Annotated in this window: 20 protein-coding genes; 6 read left to right on the forward strand and 14 right to left on the reverse strand. The window is 47.4% G+C overall.

Features of this window, described 5'->3' with window-relative positions; all coding sequences use genetic code 11:
- Positions 1–6 precede the first annotated feature (6 nt).
- The 7 genes from ACMVP2_RS10610 to prfA form a co-directional block, all read right to left on the reverse strand.
- The gene (locus ACMVP2_RS10610) at positions 7–1,242 is read right to left on the reverse strand and encodes a hypothetical protein (RefSeq protein WP_416867685.1); all 1,236 of its coding nucleotides are present in this window, start codon (positions 1,240–1,242) and stop codon (positions 7–9) included.
- A complete protein-coding gene (locus tag ACMVP2_RS10615) occupies positions 1,239–2,231 on the reverse strand; it encodes an HlyD family secretion protein (RefSeq protein ID WP_416867686.1) in 993 nt (330 codons plus the stop codon). Before ACMVP2_RS10615 ends, ACMVP2_RS10610 begins: the two co-directional genes overlap by 4 nt.
- A complete protein-coding gene (locus ACMVP2_RS10620; protein WP_339793036.1) occupies positions 2,232–2,909 on the reverse strand; it encodes a DUF4956 domain-containing protein in 678 nt (225 codons plus the stop codon).
- A 109-nt stretch (positions 2,910–3,018) separates the two neighbouring features.
- Positions 3,019–3,801 carry a thioredoxin gene (trxA, locus tag ACMVP2_RS10625; RefSeq protein ID WP_416867687.1) on the reverse strand — a complete coding sequence of 261 codons (783 nt, stop codon included), beginning with the start codon at positions 3,799–3,801 and terminating at the stop codon, positions 3,019–3,021.
- 76 nt (positions 3,802–3,877) lie between these two features.
- Positions 3,878–4,303, reverse strand: a complete 426-nt coding sequence (locus ACMVP2_RS10630) for a secondary thiamine-phosphate synthase enzyme YjbQ (protein WP_416867688.1) — start codon at positions 4,301–4,303, stop codon at positions 3,878–3,880.
- A 149-nt stretch (positions 4,304–4,452) separates the two neighbouring features.
- Complete coding sequence (locus ACMVP2_RS10635; RefSeq protein ID WP_416867689.1) at positions 4,453–5,850, reverse strand: right-handed parallel beta-helix repeat-containing protein; 1,398 nt, start codon at positions 5,848–5,850, stop codon at positions 4,453–4,455.
- Between the two features lie 30 nt (positions 5,851–5,880).
- The gene (gene prfA / locus ACMVP2_RS10640) at positions 5,881–6,948 is read right to left on the reverse strand and encodes a peptide chain release factor 1 (protein ID WP_339793040.1); all 1,068 of its coding nucleotides are present in this window, start codon (positions 6,946–6,948) and stop codon (positions 5,881–5,883) included.
- 90 nt (positions 6,949–7,038) lie between these two features.
- Between prfA and ACMVP2_RS10645 the strand changes: the two genes are divergently transcribed.
- Both ACMVP2_RS10645 and ACMVP2_RS10650 read left to right on the forward strand, forming a co-directional pair.
- On the forward strand, positions 7,039–7,695 hold the full coding sequence (locus ACMVP2_RS10645; RefSeq protein ID WP_416867690.1) for a Tll0287-like domain-containing protein: 657 nt from the start codon (positions 7,039–7,041) through the stop codon (positions 7,693–7,695).
- Positions 7,696–7,769: 74 nt separating this feature from the next.
- Positions 7,770–8,705, forward strand: coding sequence for a tetratricopeptide repeat protein (locus tag ACMVP2_RS10650; RefSeq protein ID WP_416867691.1), 936 nt, complete (start codon positions 7,770–7,772; stop codon positions 8,703–8,705).
- Positions 8,706–8,787: 82 nt separating this feature from the next.
- Here the strand turns inward: ACMVP2_RS10650 and ACMVP2_RS10655 are convergent, their stop codons facing one another.
- Both ACMVP2_RS10655 and ACMVP2_RS10660 read right to left on the reverse strand, forming a co-directional pair.
- On the reverse strand, positions 8,788–9,357 hold the full coding sequence (locus ACMVP2_RS10655) for a DNA-3-methyladenine glycosylase I (protein WP_416867692.1): 570 nt from the start codon (positions 9,355–9,357) through the stop codon (positions 8,788–8,790).
- A complete protein-coding gene (locus ACMVP2_RS10660) occupies positions 9,354–10,163 on the reverse strand; it encodes a M28 family peptidase (protein ID WP_416867693.1) in 810 nt (269 codons plus the stop codon). The genes ACMVP2_RS10655 and ACMVP2_RS10660 overlap by 4 nt, the downstream gene beginning before the upstream one ends.
- A 274-nt stretch (positions 10,164–10,437) precedes the next feature.
- Here ACMVP2_RS10660 and ACMVP2_RS10665 point away from each other — a divergent pair, with 274 nt between their 5' ends.
- Positions 10,438–11,571, forward strand: a complete 1,134-nt coding sequence (locus ACMVP2_RS10665; RefSeq protein ID WP_416867694.1) for a hypothetical protein — start codon at positions 10,438–10,440, stop codon at positions 11,569–11,571.
- Between the two features lie 183 nt (positions 11,572–11,754).
- On the opposite strand, the gene ACMVP2_RS10670 is transcribed toward ACMVP2_RS10665, so the two are convergent.
- From ACMVP2_RS10670 to ACMVP2_RS10685, 4 genes are all read right to left on the reverse strand, one after another.
- Entirely contained in the window at positions 11,755–13,986 is a 2,232-nt protein-coding gene (locus ACMVP2_RS10670; protein WP_416867695.1) for a M1 family metallopeptidase, read from the reverse strand.
- 177 nt (positions 13,987–14,163) lie between these two features.
- Complete coding sequence (locus ACMVP2_RS10675; RefSeq protein WP_416867696.1) at positions 14,164–16,827, reverse strand: TonB-dependent receptor; 2,664 nt, start codon at positions 16,825–16,827, stop codon at positions 14,164–14,166.
- Between the two features lie 232 nt (positions 16,828–17,059).
- On the reverse strand, positions 17,060–19,279 hold the full coding sequence (locus ACMVP2_RS10680) for a M1 family metallopeptidase (RefSeq protein ID WP_416867697.1): 2,220 nt from the start codon (positions 19,277–19,279) through the stop codon (positions 17,060–17,062).
- Between the two features lie 14 nt (positions 19,280–19,293).
- Entirely contained in the window at positions 19,294–19,878 is a 585-nt protein-coding gene (locus ACMVP2_RS10685) for a HupE/UreJ family protein (protein WP_416867698.1), read from the reverse strand.
- A gap of 78 nt (positions 19,879–19,956) precedes the next feature.
- Here ACMVP2_RS10685 and ACMVP2_RS10690 point away from each other — a divergent pair, with 78 nt between their 5' ends.
- Both ACMVP2_RS10690 and ACMVP2_RS10695 read left to right on the forward strand, forming a co-directional pair.
- Positions 19,957–20,445, forward strand: coding sequence for a DUF6702 family protein (locus ACMVP2_RS10690; RefSeq protein ID WP_416867699.1), 489 nt, complete (start codon positions 19,957–19,959; stop codon positions 20,443–20,445).
- Between the two features lie 41 nt (positions 20,446–20,486).
- Positions 20,487–21,305: a mechanosensitive ion channel family protein gene (locus ACMVP2_RS10695; RefSeq protein ID WP_416867700.1), complete on the forward strand. Its 819-nt coding sequence runs from the start codon at positions 20,487–20,489 to the stop codon at positions 21,303–21,305.
- On the opposite strand, the gene ACMVP2_RS10700 is transcribed toward ACMVP2_RS10695, so the two are convergent.
- Positions 21,259–21,870 carry a 2'-5' RNA ligase family protein gene (locus ACMVP2_RS10700; RefSeq protein ID WP_416867701.1) on the reverse strand — a complete coding sequence of 204 codons (612 nt, stop codon included), beginning with the start codon at positions 21,868–21,870 and terminating at the stop codon, positions 21,259–21,261. The genes ACMVP2_RS10695 and ACMVP2_RS10700 overlap by 47 nt on opposite strands.
- Positions 21,871–21,939: 69 nt before the next feature.
- On the opposite strand from ACMVP2_RS10700, the gene ACMVP2_RS10705 reads away from it, so the two are divergent.
- The gene (locus ACMVP2_RS10705) at positions 21,940–24,432 is read left to right on the forward strand and encodes a zinc-dependent metalloprotease (RefSeq protein WP_416867702.1); all 2,493 of its coding nucleotides are present in this window, start codon (positions 21,940–21,942) and stop codon (positions 24,430–24,432) included.
- Positions 24,433–24,434: the final 2 nt, after the last annotated feature.

Here is a 24,434-nt window from a genome sequence, read left to right on the forward strand (position 1 = left end):
GTTTACTTACCAAATGTCTTCAAAATAGCTCAAGGCTGTTGGCTCAGCCAGCAGGCCTTTAAGCTTAAGGTAATCCAGGTAGGCCGACAGCAACAAAAACTGATCCTTAATTACTCTACCCCTTAGCTTTTCCTTCGCTTTCAGCCACTTTAAGAGGCTTTCTCTCGCATCGCCAGGGTCTATGGCAGACAATTTCTGTCGATATGTGTCTAATTGAACATCCAATTCTTGCATGGCTTTGAGTCGTTCCGCTATCCTCAGTGTTTTCTCATAGGCAGCACTTAGTTTAACATCCCACTCCGTCCTTGCCTTTACCTCCGCCCATTTATCATTGATCAGGGACAGCTGTCTGTTCTGCGTTTGCATGCGATTGGTGTTGAAAATTGGGATGCCAATGCCTACCCGCAAGCCAAACCTCTCTTTGCCCTCCATCTCCCACTCAGGCTGCACAAAGCCGATATCCCAATCTCGCTTTTCCAGCAGCACTTTACTCTCCGTGAGCTGCACATTCAACTGCTCCTTCTCCGTAGCAAGCGATACCGCTGATGGCACCTGCATTAACTCGTCCACTGTACTCAGTAACTTTTCCAACGCCACATCGGGGAACACGCTTTCGACCAACGACTGGGCAAGTGTTTCTACGTTCGTTCGAACTGGCTCCTCCAGAAAATCAGCCAGTTCATTCTCCAATTCCTCCGACAAGTCCATGCGGTCCACCGCCAGATCAATCCTTTCAAGCTCCACATCAAGCAATTCTTCGGCATCAAATTCGCCTTCGGAAATGTATTGAGCCATATTCTCCAACCACTTCTGCCGCCAGGCAACAGACGCTTCCGTTTCCTGGAGTTGCAATGCGACATATCTGATTTTCAGCCAGGTTTCAATCTTATCGAAAAGGGCTGTTTGCATCGCCTCCCTCAACTTCAGCTGTGCCTCTGACTCCAAAAGCTTGCCCATACTTTTTCCTGCCGCATAATAGAAAGGGTTGGTCGGACGAAGACGGAAGGCGTACTCAGTTTTGTCGTTGGTGATGCCTCCCACTCTGAAATCAATCTCATCAAAATAAGCTACGCCGTACCTGTTCTGCTGAAACCATTCTACCTGCTGTTTGGCTGCTTTTATTTCGGGCCTATTCTCAATTCCGACGGTGATTTGATCAAACAACGGCAGGGGCTGCTGCATAGCTTCCACGAAAAAGGGGGAAAAGAAAAGGCCTGTTACTAAAAGCTTGCTACCTCTCATGGCACCAGAATCATTACCTTTTCTCCCTGAAGCCAGCCTTTTGTGTTGTCGAGTTTGAAGAAGATCTCTTTGCCGGATTGCTGAACTGGCAGCTGTTGCATCATAGCAGGCAGAACTTCAACACCGCCTGACCCGATATAGGTTGCTGTCGTTTTCTTATCTGTTTCCAGTGCCGACTGCACCACCACCCGGGAGAGGTCGCCAACAATATTGGTTTGGTCTGTAATATAGGCCCTCACAAATTTATTTTCGTCAGGCAATAGCGACAGCAGATCAGAAAAGCCATCGGCAGTTTGGCCCTCCATAAAATAGACATTGTCGACAATGCCGCTGGCGGGAGCTAACAGCACAAGTGATGCATTTTCTGCCTCCAGTCTTTGTTTCTCATGCAGCAGCTCTTCCCTGCTGGCTTCAACGGCCTTTACTTGCAGCTGCCTCTTTTTTAGCAGCAACGACTGCTTAAGTTTGTTCTCGGAAAGGCTTGCCTCAAAATTTTGCTCGATAATCTCCAGTTTCCAGGCTGCTGCGCTTGTGGTGTCTTTTGCTTCGGCAGTAGTGAAATTTTTTAGCCAGGAGGCGTCCCGGTTCTCTTCCATCCTGATCTCGGCGATAGCCTGGTCTCTTTTAGTGTGCTCCTGCTGTAGCTCCAGAGCCAGCTCATTTTTTTCGATTTCAAACTCAAAAAGTTCCTTTTCGCTAGTTGCTTCAAGCTTACCTTCTTTATAGGCCAGGTCTTGAAGGTCGTCGAGGATGGCCTGCGACTCAAGCCGCATCAGTACGGCACCCTTTTCTACTTTTTGGCCGGGGGTGACGTTCACCTCAAGGATAACGGCTTTGCGTGGATGGTTGAGTCTTACCTTGGGGCTTTCCACAACGCCATACAAATTGGCTTTGCGCACAGGATAGTCGAGACTGAAATAGAGGAGCGCCCCAGCCAGAAGCACAATTGTTATATAGAATGCGTAATAGTTTTGTTTTGGGATGCTCATTTATACTCTTACCAAATTTCCTGATTTTGACCATTTCACCTGAAGAACTCCTTCAATCTCACTCATCTGCTGCAAAAAAGACGTTGCTGCCTCTCCGGCTACCCGAACCACCTGCCACTCGAGCTGCCAGGTAGCTTCCTTTCCTTTTTGCTGACTAACCAACCGAATCTTCAAGCTCAGGGGCTTTATAATTTGCTCTATTTGTGTCGCCAACTCCATTGTTTCCATAGTCACTACCAGCGCAAAACGCTCTTTCTGATTCCTTCTCTCAACGAAAAAATGAAGCAGCCAGGCCACCAGGCAAAACATGAACGTGCTGGAAATAGCAATGCTAAAACCATACACACCCAGGGCTATCCCCAAGGCCAGCGTGGAAAAAAGAAACAAAAGATTTTTAGGCTCCTCGATCCTGGTTCTGAACCGGATAATGGCCAGCGCTCCAAAAATGCCCAAACCACGTGCCAGGCTGTCGCCAATCGACATCATTACAGCGGTGGACACCAACGTGGCAAGGATCATCGAAATAAAAAACTGATCGGGATACACAAAACCCGTGTAGGTCTTCTTATGTGTAATGGCGATGAGCGAAGCCAAAACAAGACCCCACATCAGGGTGTAAATGGCTGTGATGAAAGTAGGAAACCCCGACTGAAGCTCCACCGGAAAAAATTCAAGCATACATTCTAATGTTCGTATTAACTCTAGTGCAACATCTAAGTAATGTATCCTTAACGTAAAAAAAAAGCGACCAGATAAGGCCGCCTACGTTTAATTTGTGCGGTTTTTGTCAATAAAGTGCCATGTCGAACTTGCGGCGGTACTTTTTTGTCAACTCATTTTGCGTGCCAACAAGCTGAAAAAAAGCCACAGCAGCTCTTCTGGGCAGCTCGTCCATGAACGTTTTGTCGGTCATGACCGCCTCTATGAGCAGGCTGATGCCATTTTCGGAGTCATCGTTTTTAAAAGCTTCCTGCGCTGCCCCAAGCTTTTTCCCCACGGCACTTTCCATAGAAACGTCTGTTTCCAGAAACTGTGACATCTCCTCTATTTGCTGAATCTCCTCAAAGAATTTATTTCTGTTCACCACCTTTAACAGCACTTCCCTCGCCGTGGAAGGATCCTGCAAAACAATACTCCTCGCCATCAGCATCCTCCCCTCATCACTTGCCGGATAGTCAATAATAAAACTCTCCAATTCGCCCAGAGCGTTCTCATCGCCAGCGATCAGTTTCTGCTCTATCTGGCTCAAAAGCTCCTTTTCCTCGCTTGGCAAATATTGATCCAGCCATTTTTGAATTTCATGTTTGGGAAGTGCGCCTGTAAATTCGGCAACGACCTCGCCCTTATGGAACATTTTGACTGCCGGAATGCCCTTGATGCCATACGCCGCAGACAAGTGCTGGTTTTCATCCGAGTTCACTTTCACCAATTCCCATGCACCATTGGCCTCACCGGCCAGTTCTTCTATGATCGGCCCTAAAAACTGACAGGGGCCACACCATGGTGCCCAAAAGTCGACAACAACAGGCACGTTTTTACTTTTTGTTATTACTTCTTTGTCAAAATCCATGGTTCAATTATTTCCCGCCATTTAACAAAAGTTTGGGCGTCAGCAGTTCCTAAGAACAGCACTTTTGAAGGCTGCTCTACGTATTTCCCCAGGCGTTCAGCACCAGGTGGCGGCTTCCTCCGTAGTTCCTGTGCTCGCAAAGGTAAATCCCCTGCCAGGTGCCAGTGTTGAGTCTGCCATTGGTGACCGGAAGCTGCACGGATGCTCCCAGCAACGAAGCTTTGATGTGTGCCGGCATGTCGTCGGGGCCTTCCATGGTATGCCGATAGTAGGGTGCGCTTTCCGGCACCATTTTGTTGAAGTGACTTTCGAAGTCTTCCCGCACAGTAGGATCAGCATTTTCATTGACGGTGAGGCTGGCTGATGTGTGCTGGATAAACACCTGCAGCACACCTTGCCTGATTTTTTGCAGCTCGGGAAACTGCTCCAACACCTCCCGGGTAATAAGATGAAACCCTCTTGGGTAGGGCTTCAGCGTTATCTCTTTTTGAAAAAATTCCATGATTAATAGTAGCGATTGATATATTGATTTCCAACATGGTTATCAGGGAGCCGGATCGCTTGTAACATTAGCTAGAAACACAACACCTCAGCAATGTTGCAATGAAAATGTGTGGATTATTGAGATGTCTGCCTGCGCAGGCATGACGATCATCCCTCGGCGTTTTCCTTTTGACCAGGTACCCATTCATACGCCCCGATGTCAGGAAGGCTGTCTCTTTGGTGCCCAAGGTTATCGAGATCGATGTCGAGGTATTTTGCCTTGTTGATAAGAGGCGATAAACTATCAGGGCGATAGTCGTAAAGAAATTCGTTGAAGAACTTTGGTGGTGTGTTGATCAGGTTGTTGTTGGCGTTCAGCAGTGAGTTGGTTGTTTTCAATAAACTGTTGCCTACCTGGTAAATGAAGCTGGATCCACCCTCGGTATTGAACTCGATCTCCTCCTTCTGCGTACCCCAAATCACGCTGTTGAATACCCGTGCTTGCAATGGCGCCGTAAGCAACTCTTCATTTGCCAACAAAATATTGTCTGAAAAGATGACGGAAGGGTCTTCACGAAAGAAGTCGGAGGGGTAATTGGAAAAAGTGCAGTGCTCGTAGCGGTAGTTGCCGCCAGCCACGTTCGCCACCAGGTAACGAGCCGCATTGTACACGACAGTGTTGTAGGCGTATACATCACTTGTCAAGGCCAGAATGCCATCGGACGACATGTTGCCAACCGTACAATTGGCAATCACTACATCAGGAATGTCGTCATCGTCGGGCGTACCTATTCTCAAACCTACCTCCCCATTTTTGATGACGGTGTGATTGAGGAAGTTGTCTTTACTCCCCTCCAGGAAATAAATACCTACCCATTGGCCAGGAGCTTCCCGATAGTCTCTGTCGTTGCGAGTATTTCTGAAGACTACTTTTTTGCCTGGTGTGCCCTCTGTAATAAGCGTGCCCAGTACAAACAATTTGGCTCCCGGTTGCATAAGCACTTCAACACCCGCCTTAATAGTTAAAGTTACACCAGGGGCGACAGCCAGTGAGTCTGAAACAACATAGGGCATGCCAGCATGCCAGGTTTCGTTTTTTTCAATAACACTCAACCCCTTGTAGTAGGAGGCATCTTGCGCCCAGGCATCCAGCACCACATTGGTACGGGTGGTGCCTACCACTTCCAGGTAGTCCAGCACTCTCTTCGCTTCGACCTCACCCGTAACGGGCAGCCTGCCATTGACCAACACCAGCAGGCTATCCTTGCCCAGAATTTTGATGTTGTTGAATGCCTTTCCCGAAAGGCCGTTAATGGTTAATTCAAATGGCGAACCTTCCAGCTGTTTGAGTCTAATGCCGGGCACGATAACGCCATTCTTGTTGGGGTTGTAAAGCAGCAGCCTGTACGACGGGCTCAACTGGGTGGTCAGCAGCGTGTCGAAATAGAGCGTGTCGGTGGAAAAGTAAAGAGACTCATCAGAAAGCTCAGAAAAAACTTCTTCGTCGGGTGTGCATGCCCACCAAAGAGGAAGAATCAGTAGCCATACGATTCGACGAGTCAACATAGGTGCATTTTGAACGATGGAAGTGCGGAATTATTCTCCATCCTTCAGCTTCTCCGAGTGCTCGGCTATCCTCAATTGCTCAATGAATTCACCAACGTCACCGTCCATTACCGCCGGAAGGTTGTAAACCGTTAACCCTATCCTGTGGTCGGTTACCCGGCTTTGTGGATAATTGTAGGTGCGGATTTTATCAGAACGGTCGCCACTACCCACCATCGACTTGCGCTGGGCGCCTACTTCATCGTTATGTTTTTTCAGTTCCACCTCGTAAATCCGTGAGCGCAATACCTTCAAGGCTTTTTCGAAGTTTTTGATCTGCGACTTTTCGTCCTGGCAGCTTACCACAATGCCCGTGGGGATGTGAGTCAAACGAATAGCAGAATAAGTGGTGTTCACCGACTGGCCACCTGGGCCTGACGAACAGAAAGTGTCCTTCCGAACGTCGTTCATATTGATGTCGACCTCTACTTCTTCCATTTCGGGTAGCACCGCCACTGTGGCAGCAGAGGTGTGCACCCGGCCCTGTGTTTCGGTGGCCGGCACCCTTTGCACCCTGTGCACACCCGACTCAAACTTGAGCATGCCGTAAACGTCCTCACCAGAAACGGTGGCGATAATCTCCTTGTAACCTCCTGACGTGCCTTCGGTCAGATCGAGCACATTCATTTTCCAGCCTTTTTCCTCAGCAAAGCGCTGGTACATGCGGAAAAGGTCACCGGCAAAAATAGCAGCCTCGTCGCCGCCGGTCCCGCCTCTAATTTCCAAAATGACGTTCTTGCTGTCATTAGGGTCTCTGGGAATCAGCAATTGCTTGAGCTCTTCCTCCAGCTCCTCCTCTTTTGGCTCAAGCTCTTCAATCTCCATCTTGGCCATTTCCCGGAGTTCCGGGTCCTTCTCTTTGTTGAGCAGTTCCTTGGCTCCCTTCAGGTCGTTCTTTACCTTCTTATATTCCTCCAGCTTGGCAACAATGCGGCTAAGCTCCTTGTATTCCTTGTGCAGTTTGGTGTATTGCGCCATGTCAGCCATGGCATCGGGCTGAACAATAAGGTCGCTTACTTCCTCAAAGCGCTTTTTGATGGCCTCTAGTTTATCGAGCATTCCTGAAAAATTAAGCTGCAAAATTAATAAACCCCTGATCTTTTTTCGATTAAGTGTGGTTATTTTAACAGATCATTAGATAACCCGCCTATGAGAACGCCAATAATCCTTTGCTTGTCCGTGTGTCTGATTGCTGTCGGCTGTGGCCCCATGGACAAAGGGAATAGCGAGGCAGTAAAAAAAGAAATGGAAGACCGAAAGGTGAAGCACGTGCTTCCGTCGCAAATTACTGACAAAGCCAAAGAAAGGGGACTGGCCATTACCGATGCAGCACAAAAGGTTTTGCTTCAAACCCTGATGAAAAAAATTGAGTCGGAGGGCATACTGGGAGCGTTAGAGTATTGCAATGTCAATGCGTTTCCGCTGGTAGACTCACTATCCAAGGCTAACCATGTTACCATCAGGCGAGTGAGCAACAAATGGCGCAACCCAAAAGACGCACCCACTGACGATGAAATAGCCATTATGGAAGCTTACACCTACAGCGTGGAGCAGGGACAAGCACCGAGGGAAGAAGTATTTATGGAAGACAATTCCACACAGGTAGTTTACACCCGACCCATCATGATGGGCGCTGCGCTCTGCCTCCAATGCCATGGCACGCCGGGGAAAGAGCTTACCCCGGAAGTAGCAGACAAAATCAAAGGTCTTTACCCTGAGGACAAAGCCACCGGCTACAAGCTGGGCGAATGGCGGGGTATATGGAAAGTGGTGTTCGAGAAGAAGGACTTGGTGTTGGAGTTGTGAGGAATGGCATTTGGAAAACATCCCACGAAAGTGATACACGTTGAGTTATTAATCTTCTCATTTGCTGTTGTTAGATGAAGTCATTTTTATTCATATTCTTAACTGTTGTGGCACTTGGCTGCCAATCGGATTCCGAAGAAAAGTACAACCTTGCAAGACAGCATTTTTCGAATGAAGAGTTTTTGAAAGCTAGATTATTGCTAGAAGAATTGGTGATGGAAAATCCAGAAAATCCAAAATTCTTAAACGATTTAGGGGTTTGCTTCAGCAAAACTGGCAATAAGAGTAAAGCGATTTCATTTTATGAAAAGGCAATTGAAATTGACTCAAACTACGCTCTTTCTTATGTCAATAAGGCATATATTTTTCTTCAGTTTGAGGAATATGAAAAATCAGTTGAGAATTACACTAAAGCTATTGCCCTCGACTACTCTTCAGTAGACGTTTTCAACTTTAGGGGCGTTGGGTATGCAAAGCTGAATAAGGACAGTTTTGCAATATTGGATTTTACAAAATCAATAGAGCTAGACAGCTTGTGTGCGAAATGCTATAGGAATAGAAGTACCTCACACGAAAAGTCTTCTAACTTTGACAAGGCTCTTGCCGATCTGGAAACAGCCATAGAACTTGAACCTCAAAACCAGAAAGGGTTTAGTTTTCGGGGCAGGCTCTATACACTTAATCGACGGTACAGAGAAGCTATTGAAGATTTAACAGATGCGATTAAACTTGATTCTGCCAATTACGAAAACTTCTTTTATCGAGCAAATGCAAAATACGATTCCGGTCTTTACGAAGAATCATTACCGGACTATGACGAGGCGATAAAGCTTGCATCAACGGAAATAGATAATATTTGGTGCTCAAAAGGAAACGCATTGCTTAAACTGGGACAGAACTTTGAAGCTTTGAGAAGTTATGAGGAAGCGATACGTGTTAACCCTTATAATATAGAGGCGATACGAAAAAAAAGAAGTGTAGAAGTTAAATTTGGTTTCCGAAGAATGTAACCTGGCGCTGCGCTACTTACCCTATCCGTTTGAGGCAATGTTTGAAATTGCAGCCCCTTGATGCTATCAAATGATAGCATCATCACACTTCCCCATACCTAAAGCAATCCACCACATGGTCGTTCACCAGGCCACAGGCTTGCATGTGGGCGTAAATGACGGTGCTGCCGACGAACTTGAAGCCTCGCTTTTTCAGGTCTTTGCTCAAGGCGTCCGACTCTTTGGTTGTCGGTGGAGCTGTTTTGTAGTCTTTCCATTGGTTCACAATGGGCTTGTTGTCCACAAACTGCCAGATGTACTTGTCGAAACTGCCGAATTCCTGCTGCACTTTAAGAAACTGCTGTGCGTTGGTTACGGCGCTTTGCACCTTAAGCCGGTTGCGGATGATGCCCGGAAAAAGGAGCAGCTCTTCCACAATTTGTGGAGTAAACTGCGCCACAACCTCCGGATCGAAATCAGCGAATGACTCACGGTACCCTGACCGCTTTTTCAGGATGGTACTCCAGCTGAGCCCGGCCTGCGCTCCTTCGAGGATCAAAAATTCGAAATGCTTGCGGTCGTCGTGCACCGGCACTCCCCACTCCTCGTCGTGGTACTTCACATAGTCATCGAAGCCAAAACACCAGGCGCAGCGTTTCTTGTTGTCATTCATTGGTAGAGGTACTCGTTTAAAAAGCCCGTGATGGTTTCCGCCGCATGATAGAAGAAGCTATACGGTGTTGTTTCAAAAGTATCCGTCGGCTGATGGTAGTACTTATGGTCTTCCACCCCAAAATAAAGAAAGGGGATTTTCTGCTTGTGAAAAGGCCCATGGTCGGACGACATCGTCCAGTCGTCGTGACCTGAGCCAGGCTGGTCGTGGCCCAGCTTGAGCTGAACTTTGGCATACCTGGAGCCGTCGGTATCTATCAGCGACTTGAACTGCGGATAGTGATAGGTGCCGCATACATACAGCTCACCTTTGAAGCCTTTACTCACCATATCCATATTCAGGTTCAGCTTCACTGGGATATTGGCCTTTTGCAAGTACTCCACCAGGGCATAACCTCCCAGCAAGCCGGTTTCTTCAGCATCCAGCGCAGCAAAAATGATGGTATACTTTGGTGTCGTTTTCTTTGCGGCAAAAAGCCAGGCGGCCTCCAGCAATACGCTCACCCCAGATGCATTGTCGTCCGCACCGTAGTAAATCTCTCTGTTCTTGACACCGAGATGATCATAGTGGGCGGTAACAACAACGGCCGAATCACTTTCGCCCTTCAAAAAACCAACCACATTCACTCCCTGCGACGGGTAGTTCTTTGCCTTCATATCGAACGGAATGAACCAGTTGCTCTCGAGTTCGTGCAGTCCGGCGTAGTTGAAATTGTTTTTAATAAAAATACGGGCCCTGCTAATGCCGTTGGTGCCACTCAACCGGCCAGCCATTTCCTGCGATGAAAGCGCTTTTAAGGCATTCATCAGTCTAGTGGAGTCAACGCTGACCTGAGCATGACTCATGAACCCACAGAAAAGCAGCAGGCATATGAAAGTATGCCCTTTGCGGTGTGTTATGATTTTTGCTCTTACTTGCATTTCTTCCGAAAATATCTTGTTTTACAAAGCCGGAGGGAATCCCGAAGGAATCGCCGGGCTTCCTTTCCATCTATTGTCCGTTTTTTCCGTAAATAGCTATTGTTCCTACAATAATAGAAACTTATCCCTGTTGAATATGATAGTAATCCGAAATATCCCCATGAGACATTTGTTAAAATTCACATTTGCCCTTTGCCTGATTGGTTTCACTGCCCAGGCACAGGAAGAAGAAATAAATATAGCAGGTTTTCGGTTTCTGGACTACACCAACGACCTGCCTGCTGATCTTTTGTCGAGTCGTTCTGCCGTGCTGGTGAGCGTACCCCCCAAAAACAGAGGCACCTCAGAAAGAGGCGACTGGAGAGGGTTCTCCACCGAAATGCATCGGGAGTTCAGAACAATGGGCATTGACGCAGTTGCCTACCTCAATATCGACGACGTGATGGCTGGCTCAGACGTAACAGACGCCTTTTCGGACTTCCTCAACTCCCGTCAGATCAAAAGCCTGATTCTCCTGAGCAAGGTGAATCTCAAAATTGCCGGCAAAGAAAGTGAAAGAGTGGTGGTGGTAATCACTCCCTACAACGGCACAAAAACCTATATGTCGAACGGGCAGCAAGCCTGGAAAGATCAGGACAAGGATTTGGAAAAGGTGGTGAAAAACCTGGGCAAGGCGGTTTACAAATCGAAGCAGGAAAACAAGAACTTCCTCATCACGGAGAAGCCCGAGTTCTTTACGGACGTGGATATTATCACAAAAAGGCGGTTCCCATCTTTTGCTGGTGACTTGAAGATTGACAAGCTGGCGGTACCCATGTACACCAGGGTGGAAATTCCGGCCGATAAGCCCGGAGGCATTGTTAACAACAATGTGGAAAAGGAGATACAGAAGTACAACGCTAAAGTAGCGAGCTCCAACAATGTACTGAAAGGCGCTATGCAGGATTACCCCTTCAAGTATGAGTTGGTGGAATATGATGGTGACGACAAAAAACTGTACAATGCGGGTTATCAGTATGTGCTGCTCAACCTCAACACTACCGGGTACACCATCAGGGAAATGCTGAACTATGAGGTGGACAAGAATGAAACCGACTACATTACAATGAAGACCAGCAATGGAAAAGCCATTCTGAGAACTATCCCTGTAAACGCCCCCGTATACAAGTTTTATGTGAAGCACCTCGTGACCGGCGATGTGTACCTGGGCACGAAATGGGACGCTGATGAAACGATGGATGAGGCGCTGGGCAATTATATCCAGAACTTTAAGGATGAGCTAAAGATCAGATAGGTTTTTAGGATTGCAATGGGCTGCACCCATTTCAGGTGGATATCCCCCTTTCAGGGCTTAGGTAAAGAAAAAAGGCCCTGACGTCGAGCGTCAGGGCCTTTTTTTATGCGCCCACACTGGGCCTAGGCAATCAATTTTTTGTCGTGCCACCAGCTTGGCTATACGCCTTCGCTGTGGGCACGACTAGTTCGAACCGTCTTTGAATTTATCGAACCTTGTTTTGCTGTCTACCCTTGGGTACACATTGTTGCTTTGCTGAATGTCAGGAATCTCGTTTTTAGGATCCAGTTTGATGCCTATTACCTGCTTGTCTTTAGCAAACACCTTGGTTACCTGCTGTTCGTTGAGTCTCCATATTTCTGCCGGAATCTTCTCCACTTCTTTGGTGCCGTCAGCATAAGACCACTCGATAATGATAGGCATCATCAGTCCGCCTTCATTTTTGAAAGTAACTTCATAGAAGTTCTTTTCGGCATTTCTTTTCTGAATGGCTTTATCGTCCACAGAGTTCTTGAACTCACCATATTCGGAGCTTTTTGTGTTGGCCATGGTAAATGGCTTTGGCGCAGCAAGGCCATTTTCTACCGGAGTATCATCTCCTCCGAGTGTACCATCACCACTTACTTTGACCTGATTTTCGAAGCCCTTGGCATCAATGTTCATTTTGTACCAGGTAACTTTATCTACGGCTATGTCGCAGGCATCCACACTGTAAAACCAGCCCTTCCAAAACCAGTCAAGGTCAACGGCCGAAGCGTCTTCCATGGTTCTGAAGAAGTCGGCAGGTGAAGGGTGCTTAAATGCCCATCGCTGCGCATATTCCTTGAAAGCTGCATCGAAAAGCTCGGGGCCCATCACTGTTTCACGCAACAGTACGAGGCCAGCTGAGGGCTTGCCATACGCTTCGTAGCCCAATGAACGTCCGTTTTCCGGGTTGGTCATGATGGGGCGAAGGTCATTTTTCTCGCCCTTCATATAGTTGATGACACCGGCTGGCGTGCCCCAGGTGGTGTTGAAACCAGGGTAGTTTTCAACAACTGTCTGGTGCTCAAGGAAGGTGTTGATGCCTTCATCCATCCAGGCCCACTGGCGCTCATCATTGTTGATGATCATGGGGAAGTAGTTGTGGCCTACCTCATGCACAATTACGCCCACCATGCCTTCGAGTGTCCTTTGCGAATACGTGCCGTCGGGGTTCGGACGGCCAAAGTTGAAGCAAATCATTGGATACTCCATACCAATCGAGGCGGTGTGTATCGATTGTGCCACCGGATAAGGATAGTCGATGGTGTATTTCGAATAGGTCTTTAATGTGTTTACCACTGCTTTGGTTGACTCTTTTTCCCAAAGAGGATTTCCTTCCTTTGGATAAAAGCTCATAGCCAAAGGCGTGTTGTTTTCAAACTTCACAGCCTGGGCGTCCCAGATAAACTTTCTTGATGAAACAAAGGCAAAGTCACGCACGTTGTCGGCCTTATAAACCCAGGTTTTAGTACCCTTGGCTCGTGACTTCTCGTTTTGGATGGCCTCCTCTTGCGAAATGATTATTACCGGCTTGTCGAAGCTTTTCTTTGCTCTCTCAAGGCGCTCAAGCTGCGTAGCTGTGAGCACCTCTTTTGGGTTCTGCAAAACGCCCGTTGAAGCTACCACATGATCAGCCGCAGTGGTGATGCGCACGGTGTAGTCGCCAAAAGCCAGGGCAAACTCACCAGAGCCCAGAAACTGCTTGTTTTGCCAGCCATTTACATCATCGTACACCGCCATGCGTGGAAACCACTGGGCGATGGTGTACAAATAGTTGCCATCCTTGGGGAAATATTCATAGCCCGAGCGGCCTCCCAGCTGCATACGGTCGTTGATGGTGTATGACCAGGCCACTTTGAAAGAGACTTCAGCGCCCGACTTCAGCGGCTGCGGAAGATCTACCCGCATCATGGTTTTATTGATTGTGTAAGGAATGGCTTTGCCATCTACCGTCTTTACTGAGGCGATTTTGAAGCCTCCGTCGAAGTCCTGATCCTTTGTGATCCGCTGCTGCAGCGACTTTCCCGAAATGGTATCAGGCATGCTGCTGGAAGACACCAGCGGAGTGTTGGAGTCCTTCGCTCTCATGTTCTGGTCGAGTTGCAACCAAAGATACTTGAGCTGGTCCGGAGACTGATTGTGATAGGTGATTGTTTCTTCACCGGTCACCGACTGGTTGTTGTCGTTAAGGGTTACCGAAATATCGTAGTCGGCTTTTTGTTGCCAGTACTCCCGTCCGGGAGCTCCTGAAGCGGTTCGGTAGGTGTTTGGCGTGGGCAGCATGGTGCCCATTTGCTCAAATTTCTGGCCCCAGGTTCCTTGCGCATAGCTATGGCTGGAAAATATTGCAACCACTATCAGCGTTTTTAATGTTCTAATCAAAATTGTCATGTGAGTTAATATTATTTGCCGAAAATAAATAAGTGCTACGAATTGTCATTAAAATACTTGGTTGAAGGGTGTTTTTTATTGGGAAACGGGAAATGCCGACTGTGCGCCAGACAGCAAAAAGCCCGGTCGGGCATAAACCAGACCGGGCATAAATACTTATTTGTCGAGAAAGGCCTATTAAAAGGTAAATCCTAATCGGGCGTAATAATATGCTCCAGAGAAGCCCATTTGCACAGAGTCCCAATATCCTCCGGAGTCAGTCCAGTCCGCATCTTGCTTGCTGGGGTAGACATTGAACAGATTATTACTTCCCAGAGTAAAGTCTGCCTTTGGGCTGATCTTGTAAGATATGTTCAAATCAATAACAGTCCTTGGGTCATATACATCCTTAGATGCTTGCAGAGCGGCGCCGGGAGTGCCTCCGAAGTCAGCATCGGATTCGAAAACCTCCCAGCCCAAAACCGTAATCTTGCTGAACTGAGTCGCTGCGGCAGCAACGGAGAATTTCGACATCGTAAAACCGGCGTTCAGACCAAACTTATATTTTGGCGCCGCTGCCTGCAGAAAGTATTGCTCCCGGGGGCCATAAAAGACGTCTGCGTCGAGATTGCCATTTTTGATGTTCGCTATTTCCAGATCGTTGACGTTGCCAACTAAACCAAGACTCAATTTGTTGTCTCCGATATATTTTTTCCAGGTGACCACCAAGTCAACTCCCTTAGTTTTGGTATCAATGCCGTTGACAAAAAACTGCGCTGACACCACATTGAGATTGAGCTGACTGGCATCAAAATAGTCTGTCAGCACGATGCGGTTGTCCACATTGATAAAGTACCCATCTATTGTGGCGCTAAATTCGCCCTTATTGTAAGTCAGCCCCACAGATTTGTTGACGGCTGTCTCTTGCTTAAGCGGTTGAATGCCAAATCCCCTGGTAACCGGACTGTTGTTGGGCGAAAGCAGTACCTCCTCGGCAGTACCTCCTACAAAGTTTGTAAATCGCAGGTTATAGTAAACCTGGGCAAGCGACGGTGCCCTGAAGCCTGTCGAAATGGAGCCCCGAACCGCCAATCCCTCAGTCACCTTGTATCTGATAGCACCCTTAAAGTTGGTGGTATTGCCGAAATCACTATAATGTTCAAATCGAACTGCGCCACTTATCAGCAAGTTATCGGAAAGGTTGAGCTCCCCGTCTCCATAAACACCGAGGTTAGACCGGTTTTTGTCGACCTCATTGGCTAAACTATAACCCGGAAAACCTTGTGAACCACCCGGTCTTTCCTCACCGGTAATTGGATCAACTGGTATCACCTGAGAAGGGCTGCTTACAACCTGACCATTTTCATCATAAGTGGCATATGACCCTTCTTCTCCGGCAAAAATGATGAAGTTTTCAGTTCGATATTCCATTCCAAATGCCAGGTTGGCGCCGGCCATCACCTCTTTATAATATTTGGAAAAATCAAGGCCTGTGGTGTTTTGTGCAATGCTGTGCCCTCCTGCGTCAAACTCAGTGGGAGAGGCCTCTTCAAGCGAAGCGTTTACGGTGTTCTTAATGTTGTAATGAAAGAAGTTCTTCCCGTATGTGTTATTAAAATCCATACGCCAGCCATTTGCCATCTTGTGCCTGATGCCAGCCGATGCAGAAACATCGGTGATAATGGAAGTGATACGGGGCGTAAATCCATCGGGATAAATACTAATGACGTTTCGTGCCGTTTCGTTGTCTCTGGTGAAGGCATAAGCGTCGGTTGACCGGTAGTTTCTGCCACCAAAAGCATAAAATTCGGTGTTGTCTCCGATAGGCACGGCGGAGTTGATAATAAAGTTAAAGCCATTCAGGCCAGCCTCTCCAAACCCTTCACGAAAAGAGGCTCCGGGACGCAGCGTTCTGTCTTTTGATATCACCTGCGTAGTAATGTTGGCAAAGCCACCTTTTTCGCCCAGGGGTACACCATAATTGGCATCAAACTTCACCGTGTTGCCATCGAAGCTTTTGTCCGAGTCGTACAATCTGTTCTTGCCGTTTGCGTTCGGCACCGTAGCATCAAAATCATCCGCATTCTGGGTAGTGTAAGCGCCATAAGTGAGGCTGCCCGTAAGTCCGTCAGTTTGATCCTTTAATACAATATTGATGACTCCCGCAATGGCATCTGAACCATACTGCGCTGAGGCGCCGTCACGCAGTACTTCAATTCGTTTGATTGCCGCTACCGGAATACTGTTCATATCGGTGCCTGTATTGCCCCGCCCTCTTGTTCCAAACACATTGATCAGTGACGACTGATGGCGCCGTTTTCCATTGATCAACACCAGGGTTTGGTCTGGCCCCATGCCTCGGAGTGACGCTGGGTCGATATGATCGGCTCCGTCGGAACCAGATTGCTTCGAAGCATTGAAGGAGGGAGCTGCGTACTGCAAAATTTGGTTGATCTCTATCTGGCCGTTTCTGGTAGGAATATCTGCTATATCAATCACGTCGATGGCTACCGGCGACTCAAAGGAGGATCTGTTGTAGCTGCGAGATCCTACCACCTGTATTTCTCCCAGCGTAATGCCTTCGGCAAGGGTGATATTTATCTCTGCCTGACCTGTAAACGGAACCTGCTGCGTTTTATAGCCTATGTAACTGAATACCAACACCGCATTTGGGTTGGCGATACTAAGCTTAAAGGCACCTTCAACGTCGGTAATTGTTCCGTTGGTGGTTCCTTGCTCCACAATCGTTGCCCCAATAAGCGGACTGCCTTCAATGTCAGAAATTTTTCCGCTAATGCTGGTTTGAGCTTCCACTTGCGCATATAGGGCTATGCACAGGAGAAAGAGTAAAGATTTTTTCATTTTTGGGTTGTTTTGATATAGCTAATTGATAGTAATACAATCTCCCTGGAACGACTGTTTCAGGGGTCAAAAAAAAGCGCTTTAGGTAAATGTAGCTTTTCGATTTGATATTATTACCGGGATAGGCGGGGATAATTATCCGGCATAAAGGTCGGCACCACTACAAATTTTCGAAAAAAAAGACCCAGCTGCTGCCGGGTCTTTTCCTTCATTTTTCTACTTGGGCCTGCTGTCAGTTCTTCTTTTCCTTGAACTGATCAAAGCGGGTTTTCACATCCTGGCGAGGGAACACATTATTGTCCAGCTCCACATCGGCTGTTTCTTTGTCCGGGTCAAGCTGAATATTCACCACTTCCTTGTTTTTGGCAAACACCTTTGTCACCTCGTGCTCATTGTGTCTCCAGATTTCGGCAGGGATATACTCCTTTTCTTTGGTGCCGTCGGCGTAAGTCCATTCAATAATAACGGGAGTTACAAGGCCGCCAGCATTTTTCAGGGTCAGTTCATAAAAATTGGTGTTGATATGCTTTTGCTTGATCGCCTCATCATCCACTTTGTTCATAAACTCTCTGTAAGAGTCGTCGGAAGTCCCGCTGAACACGAAAGTCTCAGCAGCTTCCTGGAAATTAGTAGCTGGTGCTTTCTTGCCATCGGCTCCCATTACCTCGCCTGAAGCCGTTACCTGGTTTTCGAAGCCTTTTTCGTTGGTGGCCATTTTGTACCACTTCACATTATCAACGGCCACGTCCACATGGTCAGTTGTGTAGAACCAGCCTCGCCAGAACCAGTCGAGGTCCATGGCCGAAGCGTCTTCCATCGTACGGAAAAAGTCAGCTGGTGAAGGGTGTTTGAATGCCCAGCGGTCGGCGTATTCCTTGAAAGCATAGTCGAAAAGCTCCGGGCCCATAATGGTTTCCCGCAGTACGCTCAGTGCTGCAGCAGGCTTTGCATAAGCATTATTGCCAAACTGAAGGATTTGCTCCGAGTTGGTCATGATCGGCCGAATGCCTTCCTTGTCTCCTTTCATATAGTCAACAATGCAGGAGGCGCATCCACGGCGGATAGGCATGTCGGGGTAGTGCTCCTTTTGTGTATGCGACTGGACGAACGTGTTAAGGCCCTCATCCATCCATGTCCACTGACGTTCGTCGGAGTTGATGATCATTGGGAAAAAGTTGTGCCCTACCTCGTGCACAATCACGCCGATCATTCCCCACTTTTTCTGGTCTGTGTACTTCCCATCAGGATCAGGACGCCCAAAATTGAAACAGATCATCGGGTATTCCATGCCGATAGAGGCTGCATGAACCGAAATTGCTTTGGGATAAGGATAGTCGATGGTATGCTTAGAATAAGTGATCAACGTGTTGGCTACCGCTCTTGTCGATTCTTTTTCCCACAGCGGGTTGCCTTCCTTGGGGTAGTAGCTCATGGCAAGTGGCGTTTTTCCGTTGATATCAACCGCCATGGCATCCCAAATAAATTTTCTGGAAGTAGCAAAGGCTACGTCACGCACATTTTCAGCTTTGAATGTCCAGGTTTTCTTTTCCTTCGACTTTGTCTTCTCAGCCTTTTCTGCTTCCTTCTGAGTAACAATAATCACCGGCTTGTCGAAAGTCGTTTTTGCCTTTTCGAAGCGCTGAAGTTGCTCTGGTGTCAGCACCTGAGAGGCATTTTGCAGCGTACCCGTTGCACCCAGAATATGATCGGCAGGCACAGTTACACTAAAAGTAAAGTCGCCGAAAGGCAGCGTAAACTCACCTCTGCCTAAAAACTGCTTATTCTGCCAGCCATTCACGTCATCGTATACCGCCATTCTGGGGTAAAACTGTGCGATGGTATAAACGTAGTTTCCATCCTTCGGAAAGTACTCATAACCTGAACGGGGACCTTCCAGCATACGGTCATTGATATTGTAGGACCAGGCGATTTTGAACGAAACCTTTCCTCCCGGCTCCAGGGCTTTGGGCAAATCCACCCTCATCATGGTTTGGTTGATGGTGTATTTGAGCCCCTTGTCCGACATGTCTTTTACATAGGCAATCTTGAAGCCCCCATCGTAGTCAGCATCATTGATCATCGTCTGCAATGCTTTCCCTGAAACAGAATCAGACATTGCCGTGGTAGTAACCAGGGGAGTGTTGGACGACTTGGCCCTCATGTTCTGATCCAACTGCACCCACAGATATGATAGGCGGTCAGGGGACAAATTATGATAGGTGATGGTTTCGGTGCCGGTAATGCTCTGATTGTTGTCGTTCAGTTCGACTGAAATATCGTAGTCCGCTTTTTGTTGCCAGTAGTCTCTTCCGGGTGCGCCGGAAGCTGTACGGTAGCTATTGGGAGTGGGCAGCATTGTGCCAAGCTGCTCAAATTTCTGGCCCCATTCTCCCTGGGCTTTTACTAAATAACTTGTGCAAAGGGTCAATGCTACAATGAGTAGTTTCTTCATATCAATTTCACTTTTTACCAAAATTTACTTTCTATAATCATTGTTAGTGATATGCCCGCCACAGCCGACGAAATCACCAATATCCAGTCTCTTTTCTTTACACTTCCCGCAGACATAAAAAGGAATGCTGCCACCATCACTGCCAAAATGATCACAATCTGACCCACCTCAAGGCCCAAATTGAAGGCGAGAAGCTGTGTGACAATGGATTCGTCTTTGCCCAGCAGGCTTTTTAGGTAGTTAGAAAAGCCCATGCCGTGAATGAGTCCGAAAAATGCCGCAAACCAATAGTTGAGCTTCACACTTTTGTTGCTCACTTCAGCGTCTTTTTTGTAAATATTGGCCGCCGCCGTTACAAATATTGTAATCGGAATGAGAAACTCCACAAGCCCTGAATCTACCTTGATAATGTCCAGCGTAGAAAGCGCCAGTGTTAACGAATGACCCAAAGTGAAAGCGGTCACTAAAACAAGGACGTTTTTCCACTGTTGGGCCGAATAAATGGCACACAGGGCAATAACAAACAGTATGTGGTCGTAACCATTGACATCAAGAATGTGTTCCAATCCTAATCCAAAAAAGAGGCTAAACTCCGACATAGTTTTCTTAAGTTGCTGCCACAAAAAAGGTTGTAAGTATACATCTTAAATTTTGTACTTGCAGTAAATGTTGTTTCTATGGCAATGATTGTGCATATCCTCCTCATATTCGTTACGTGGCTGGCTCACCCTTTTCACGTAAGTGTATGTGATGTGGAATTCAATGACAAAACTAAGTCTCTGGAGATTTCCCAGCGCATTTTTCTTGATGACCTGGAAGAAGCTTTGAGAAAGAAAAGTGGCTGGACGACGCTGGACGTTGTTAACCCTTCAGACAAGAAGCGATTTGATGCGCTTATGAAAGAGTTTGTGATAGAAAATCTTTCAATAGAAATAAATAATAACCCCGTAAAGCTGTCCTATCTCGGCCATGAGCTGGAATCGGATGCTATCTGGTGCTACCTCGAAGTGACCGGCGTGAACAATTTGACAACGATAGGGGTTGCAAATAGTGTGCTCATTGACACTTTTCCCGATCAGGTCAACTTGATCCACGTCAAAAAAGAAGGGAAAATACGATCGCTAAAATTATACAGGGATAACGCAAAGGGTAGTATCAGCTACTAGTTCTCCCGCTATTCTGAATTAATTATCACGTAAATTCTATTATGGACAAATTGGATCAATACCAGGAAGGACTCATTCAACTATTATTTGACTACGCTCCCAAACTTGTGGCTGCCATCGTCATTCTTATCATTGGCTTTTATCTCATAGGCTTTTTCACCAGGTCTCTAAAAAAACTGATGAAGAAAAGGGACGTCGATCCAACTCTCATTCCTTTCCTCTCCAATATTTTTAATGTCGTCCTCAAGGCCATGGTGCTCATTTCGGTGGCTTCCATGGTGGGTATTCAAACGACTAGCTTCGTGGCCGTTATAGGCGCCGCAGGTTTGGCAATTGGCCTGGCCATGCAGGGCAGCCTTTCCAACTTTGCCGGTGGTGTTTTGATCATTATGTTTCGGCCTTACAGGGTTGGCGATTTTATCGAGACCAACGGGCAGGCGGGCACTGTCAACGCCATCCAAATCCTGTACACCGTGCTCAAGTCGCCTGACAACAAAACAATTGTTATTCCCAACAGTGCCGTAATGGGAGGCACCATTACCAATTATTCAGTGGAAGACAATAGAAGGCTTGACCTCGTTTTCGGCGTGAGCTATTCAGATGACATCAAAAAGGTAAAAGAATTGCTTACTCAAATGGCGATGGATGATGAAAGAGTAATCAAAGATCCGGCACCGTTTATTGCCATTAAAGAAATGGCCGACAGCTCTGTAAACTTCCTTTTCAGGGTATGGGTGAAGAAAGAGGACTACTGGCCAATGACATTTGATATGCAGGAACGGGTGAAAAGCACGTTCGACAAAGAAGGTATTTCTATTCCGTTTCCTCAGAGGGACGTTCACCTTTTTCAGCAGAAATAAAGTTGCCAAAGGGTAGCTCCTGGAAAATATCCCAGGTGCTGCCATTGTGCTTAAGCAAACAAATATTATCAACAAGAAATGAAGCCTTTAATGGCTTGTTTTCAAATTCCTGCCAAGCCTCGTGAAAGCGAGGCTTTTTTAAATCCCTAAAAGCGAGTGTAATGTGCGGGTGAAAACCTCTGCCCTGATAGTCGGCATTGAACAAATTGAGCGATAAGCGCATAGCTCGGGCCACTGTTTTCTGTAAGTCGTGTAATTGAGGCGATTCAACCGGCTCAGCATAGATTACCCTCGGAGGAAAAGCGGCGAATCTCTTCAATGCCACCTCGAACGGGGTCAGCAGCAAACAGCTTTCTTCCAGCGCACTAAGAAGCTTTTTCTCCTTGCTCTCCCGCCATTTAAAGGGCATGTGCAAGGTAATGTGCGGTGGAGAATTGAGTGATTTGGAAGAATTATATTTATCCCTGAAGTACTCTTTCAGTTGGTGAAGTTCCCCTCTCAACGGCTCAGGCGGAACTACTGCCACAAAGTACAATTTCTCATCCCGAAGTAGGTTTTTTACCATTAAGCACTTAATAATTACTGAATTAGAGATTAAGCTATATTTTAGCAAATCTTTCGAAAACCATTCATTATGAGAAAAATTTACCTCTTTATTTTGGGCTTTGTATTGGCATCGTGCACAGCCTCCCAGGCCCCCGTGGCCACTACCCCTGATTCAGGGGCGAGCGCAGCCTCCGCCACCAAGGACATTGCTGGTTTTACATCAGGGATGGAAAAGTATGAAGGCTTTTTTCCTTTTTACTGGGACTCCAAAAAAGGCAAAGTATACCTTGAAGTAAACAAACTAAATTTTGAGTTTTTATACATCAGCTCCCTGCCTGCCGGAATTGGCTCCAACGACATAGGGCTCGACAGAGGGCAGCTTGGTGGTGAGAAAGTTGTGAAGTTTGTCAGAAGCGGACCAAAAATACTGATGATCCAGCCCAACTACGACTACCGTGCCATCAGCGACGACGCACTTGAAAGAAAGTCGGTAGAGCAAGCATTTGCACAGTCGGCTATCTGGGGTTTTGATGTGCTGGCCGAAGAAGACTGGTCGGCGCTGGTAGACTTTACGGATTTTCTTCTCAGAGATTCGCATGGGGTAAGTCAGCGACTAAACAGAGCCAAACAAGGTAATTATAGCCTGGACAAAAGCCGGTCGATGATTTACACCGAGATGACCAAAAACTTTCCTGAAAACAGCGAGTTTGAGGCGACCATTACCTTCACCGGCACCCCAGCCGGAGCCTGGATCAGATCCGTGGTTCCTTCACCAGAAGCTGTGACGGTCAGAATGCATCATTCTATGGTACAGCTACCCGACTCAAGGTTCAAAACAAGGGCATTTGATCCAAGGTCGGGCTACTACGGCACCACTTATATGGACTACGCCACGCCGATTGATGAGCCGATCACCAAAAGGACTATCAATCGTCACCGGTTAGAAAAGGTTGATCCCTATGCCGCAGTGAGTGAGGCCGTTGAGCCTATCATCTACTACCTCGACCCAGGCACACCAGAGCCTATTCGCTCAGCGCTGCTTGAAGGAGCAGCATGGTGGAACCAGGCCTTTGAAGCGGCCGGTTACAAAGATGCCTTCCAGGTGAAAATACTGCCTGAAGACGTGGATCCGATGGATGTTCGTTACAACCTGATTCAATGGATTCACCGGTCAACCAGAGGATGGTCGTACGGAGCATCTGTTGCTGACCCAAGAACGGGCGAAATTATCAAAGGGCATGTGAGCCTAGGCTCATTGAGAGCTCGCCAGGATTTTCTGATAGCAGAAGGGCTTTTATCCCCGTATGAAGACGGCAAGCCGGTTTCCGACGAAATGATGAAAATGGTGCTGGCCCGTATTCGCCAGCTTTCAGCACATGAAGTGGGGCACACGCTAGGCATTGTTCACAGTTATGCCTCCAGTGTTAATAACAGAGCATCGGTGATGGACTATCCACACCCGTATGTGAAAATGGATGCGAACGGGAACATCGATCTTTCCGAAGCCTACGCTGTTGGCATTGGCGAGCTGGATAAGCAAATAATTAAATATGGCTATTCTGACTTTCCTGAGGGAACCGACGAAGCAGCGGCGCTTGATAAAATCATCAAGGAGACTTTCAGCAAAGGGCTCATGCACATTACCGATCAGGACTCTAGGCCCGTTGGTGGTGCCCATCCTTATTCCCACCTGTGGGACAACGGCGCTGATGCTGCCGACGAGCTGAATCGAATGATGGCGGTGAGAAGAAAAATACTTGATAATTTTTCTGAAAAGACCATTCGTGCCGACGCTCCCATGGCGCTGATAGAAGAAGCATTGGCTCCAATGTACTTGTTCCATCGCTATCAGGTAGACGCCACATCGAAAGTGGTTGGCGGACTCAACTACAACTACGCCATGAAAGGGGACGGGCAGTTCACTACCAAATACCTGGAGCCTGCCATGCAGATGAAAGCATTCGATGCGCTACTGGCCACGATGACTCCGGAAGCTTTGGCATTACCCGAAAAGCTTATTCAACAGATTCCTCCCAGGCCTTACGGCTATCCGAGAACGAGGGAGACCTTTGAGGCACGAACAGGTGTGGCGTTTGATCCATTGTCGGCTGCTGAAACTGCCGCCGACCTGACGCTTTCTTACCTGATCCACCCTGAAAGAGCGACTAGACTTGTTGAGCACCATGCCCGAAACGCTGCACAACCAGACTTCAGCGCACTTCTTAACAAATTGACGGCCAGTACATGGAAGAAAGCACATCCTGCCGGCTATCATGGAGAAATCATGCGCACTGTCGACAAGCTGGTGATGTACCACCTGATGAACCTCAGTATCAACACCGACGCCAGCGATCAGGCAAGAGCTATTACCTACTTGCAATTGAAAGACCTGAAAAGCTGGATCGATGCGAAGGTGAAGTCCGAAAGTGATTCAGATCAAAAGGCGCATTTGACCTTGGCGTCTGCTCAGCTTGGTCTGTTTTTCGAGAAGCCAGAAGTTGTCAAAGAATACTACAAAGAAACGAAAGCGCCTGACGGCTCTCCCATTGGCATGGACGAGGGGATGGCCTGCGGATTTTGAGC

It is taken from the genome of Imperialibacter sp. (assembly GCF_048007035.1).
In the GTDB taxonomy this organism is placed as follows: domain Bacteria; phylum Bacteroidota; class Bacteroidia; order Cytophagales; family Cyclobacteriaceae; genus Imperialibacter.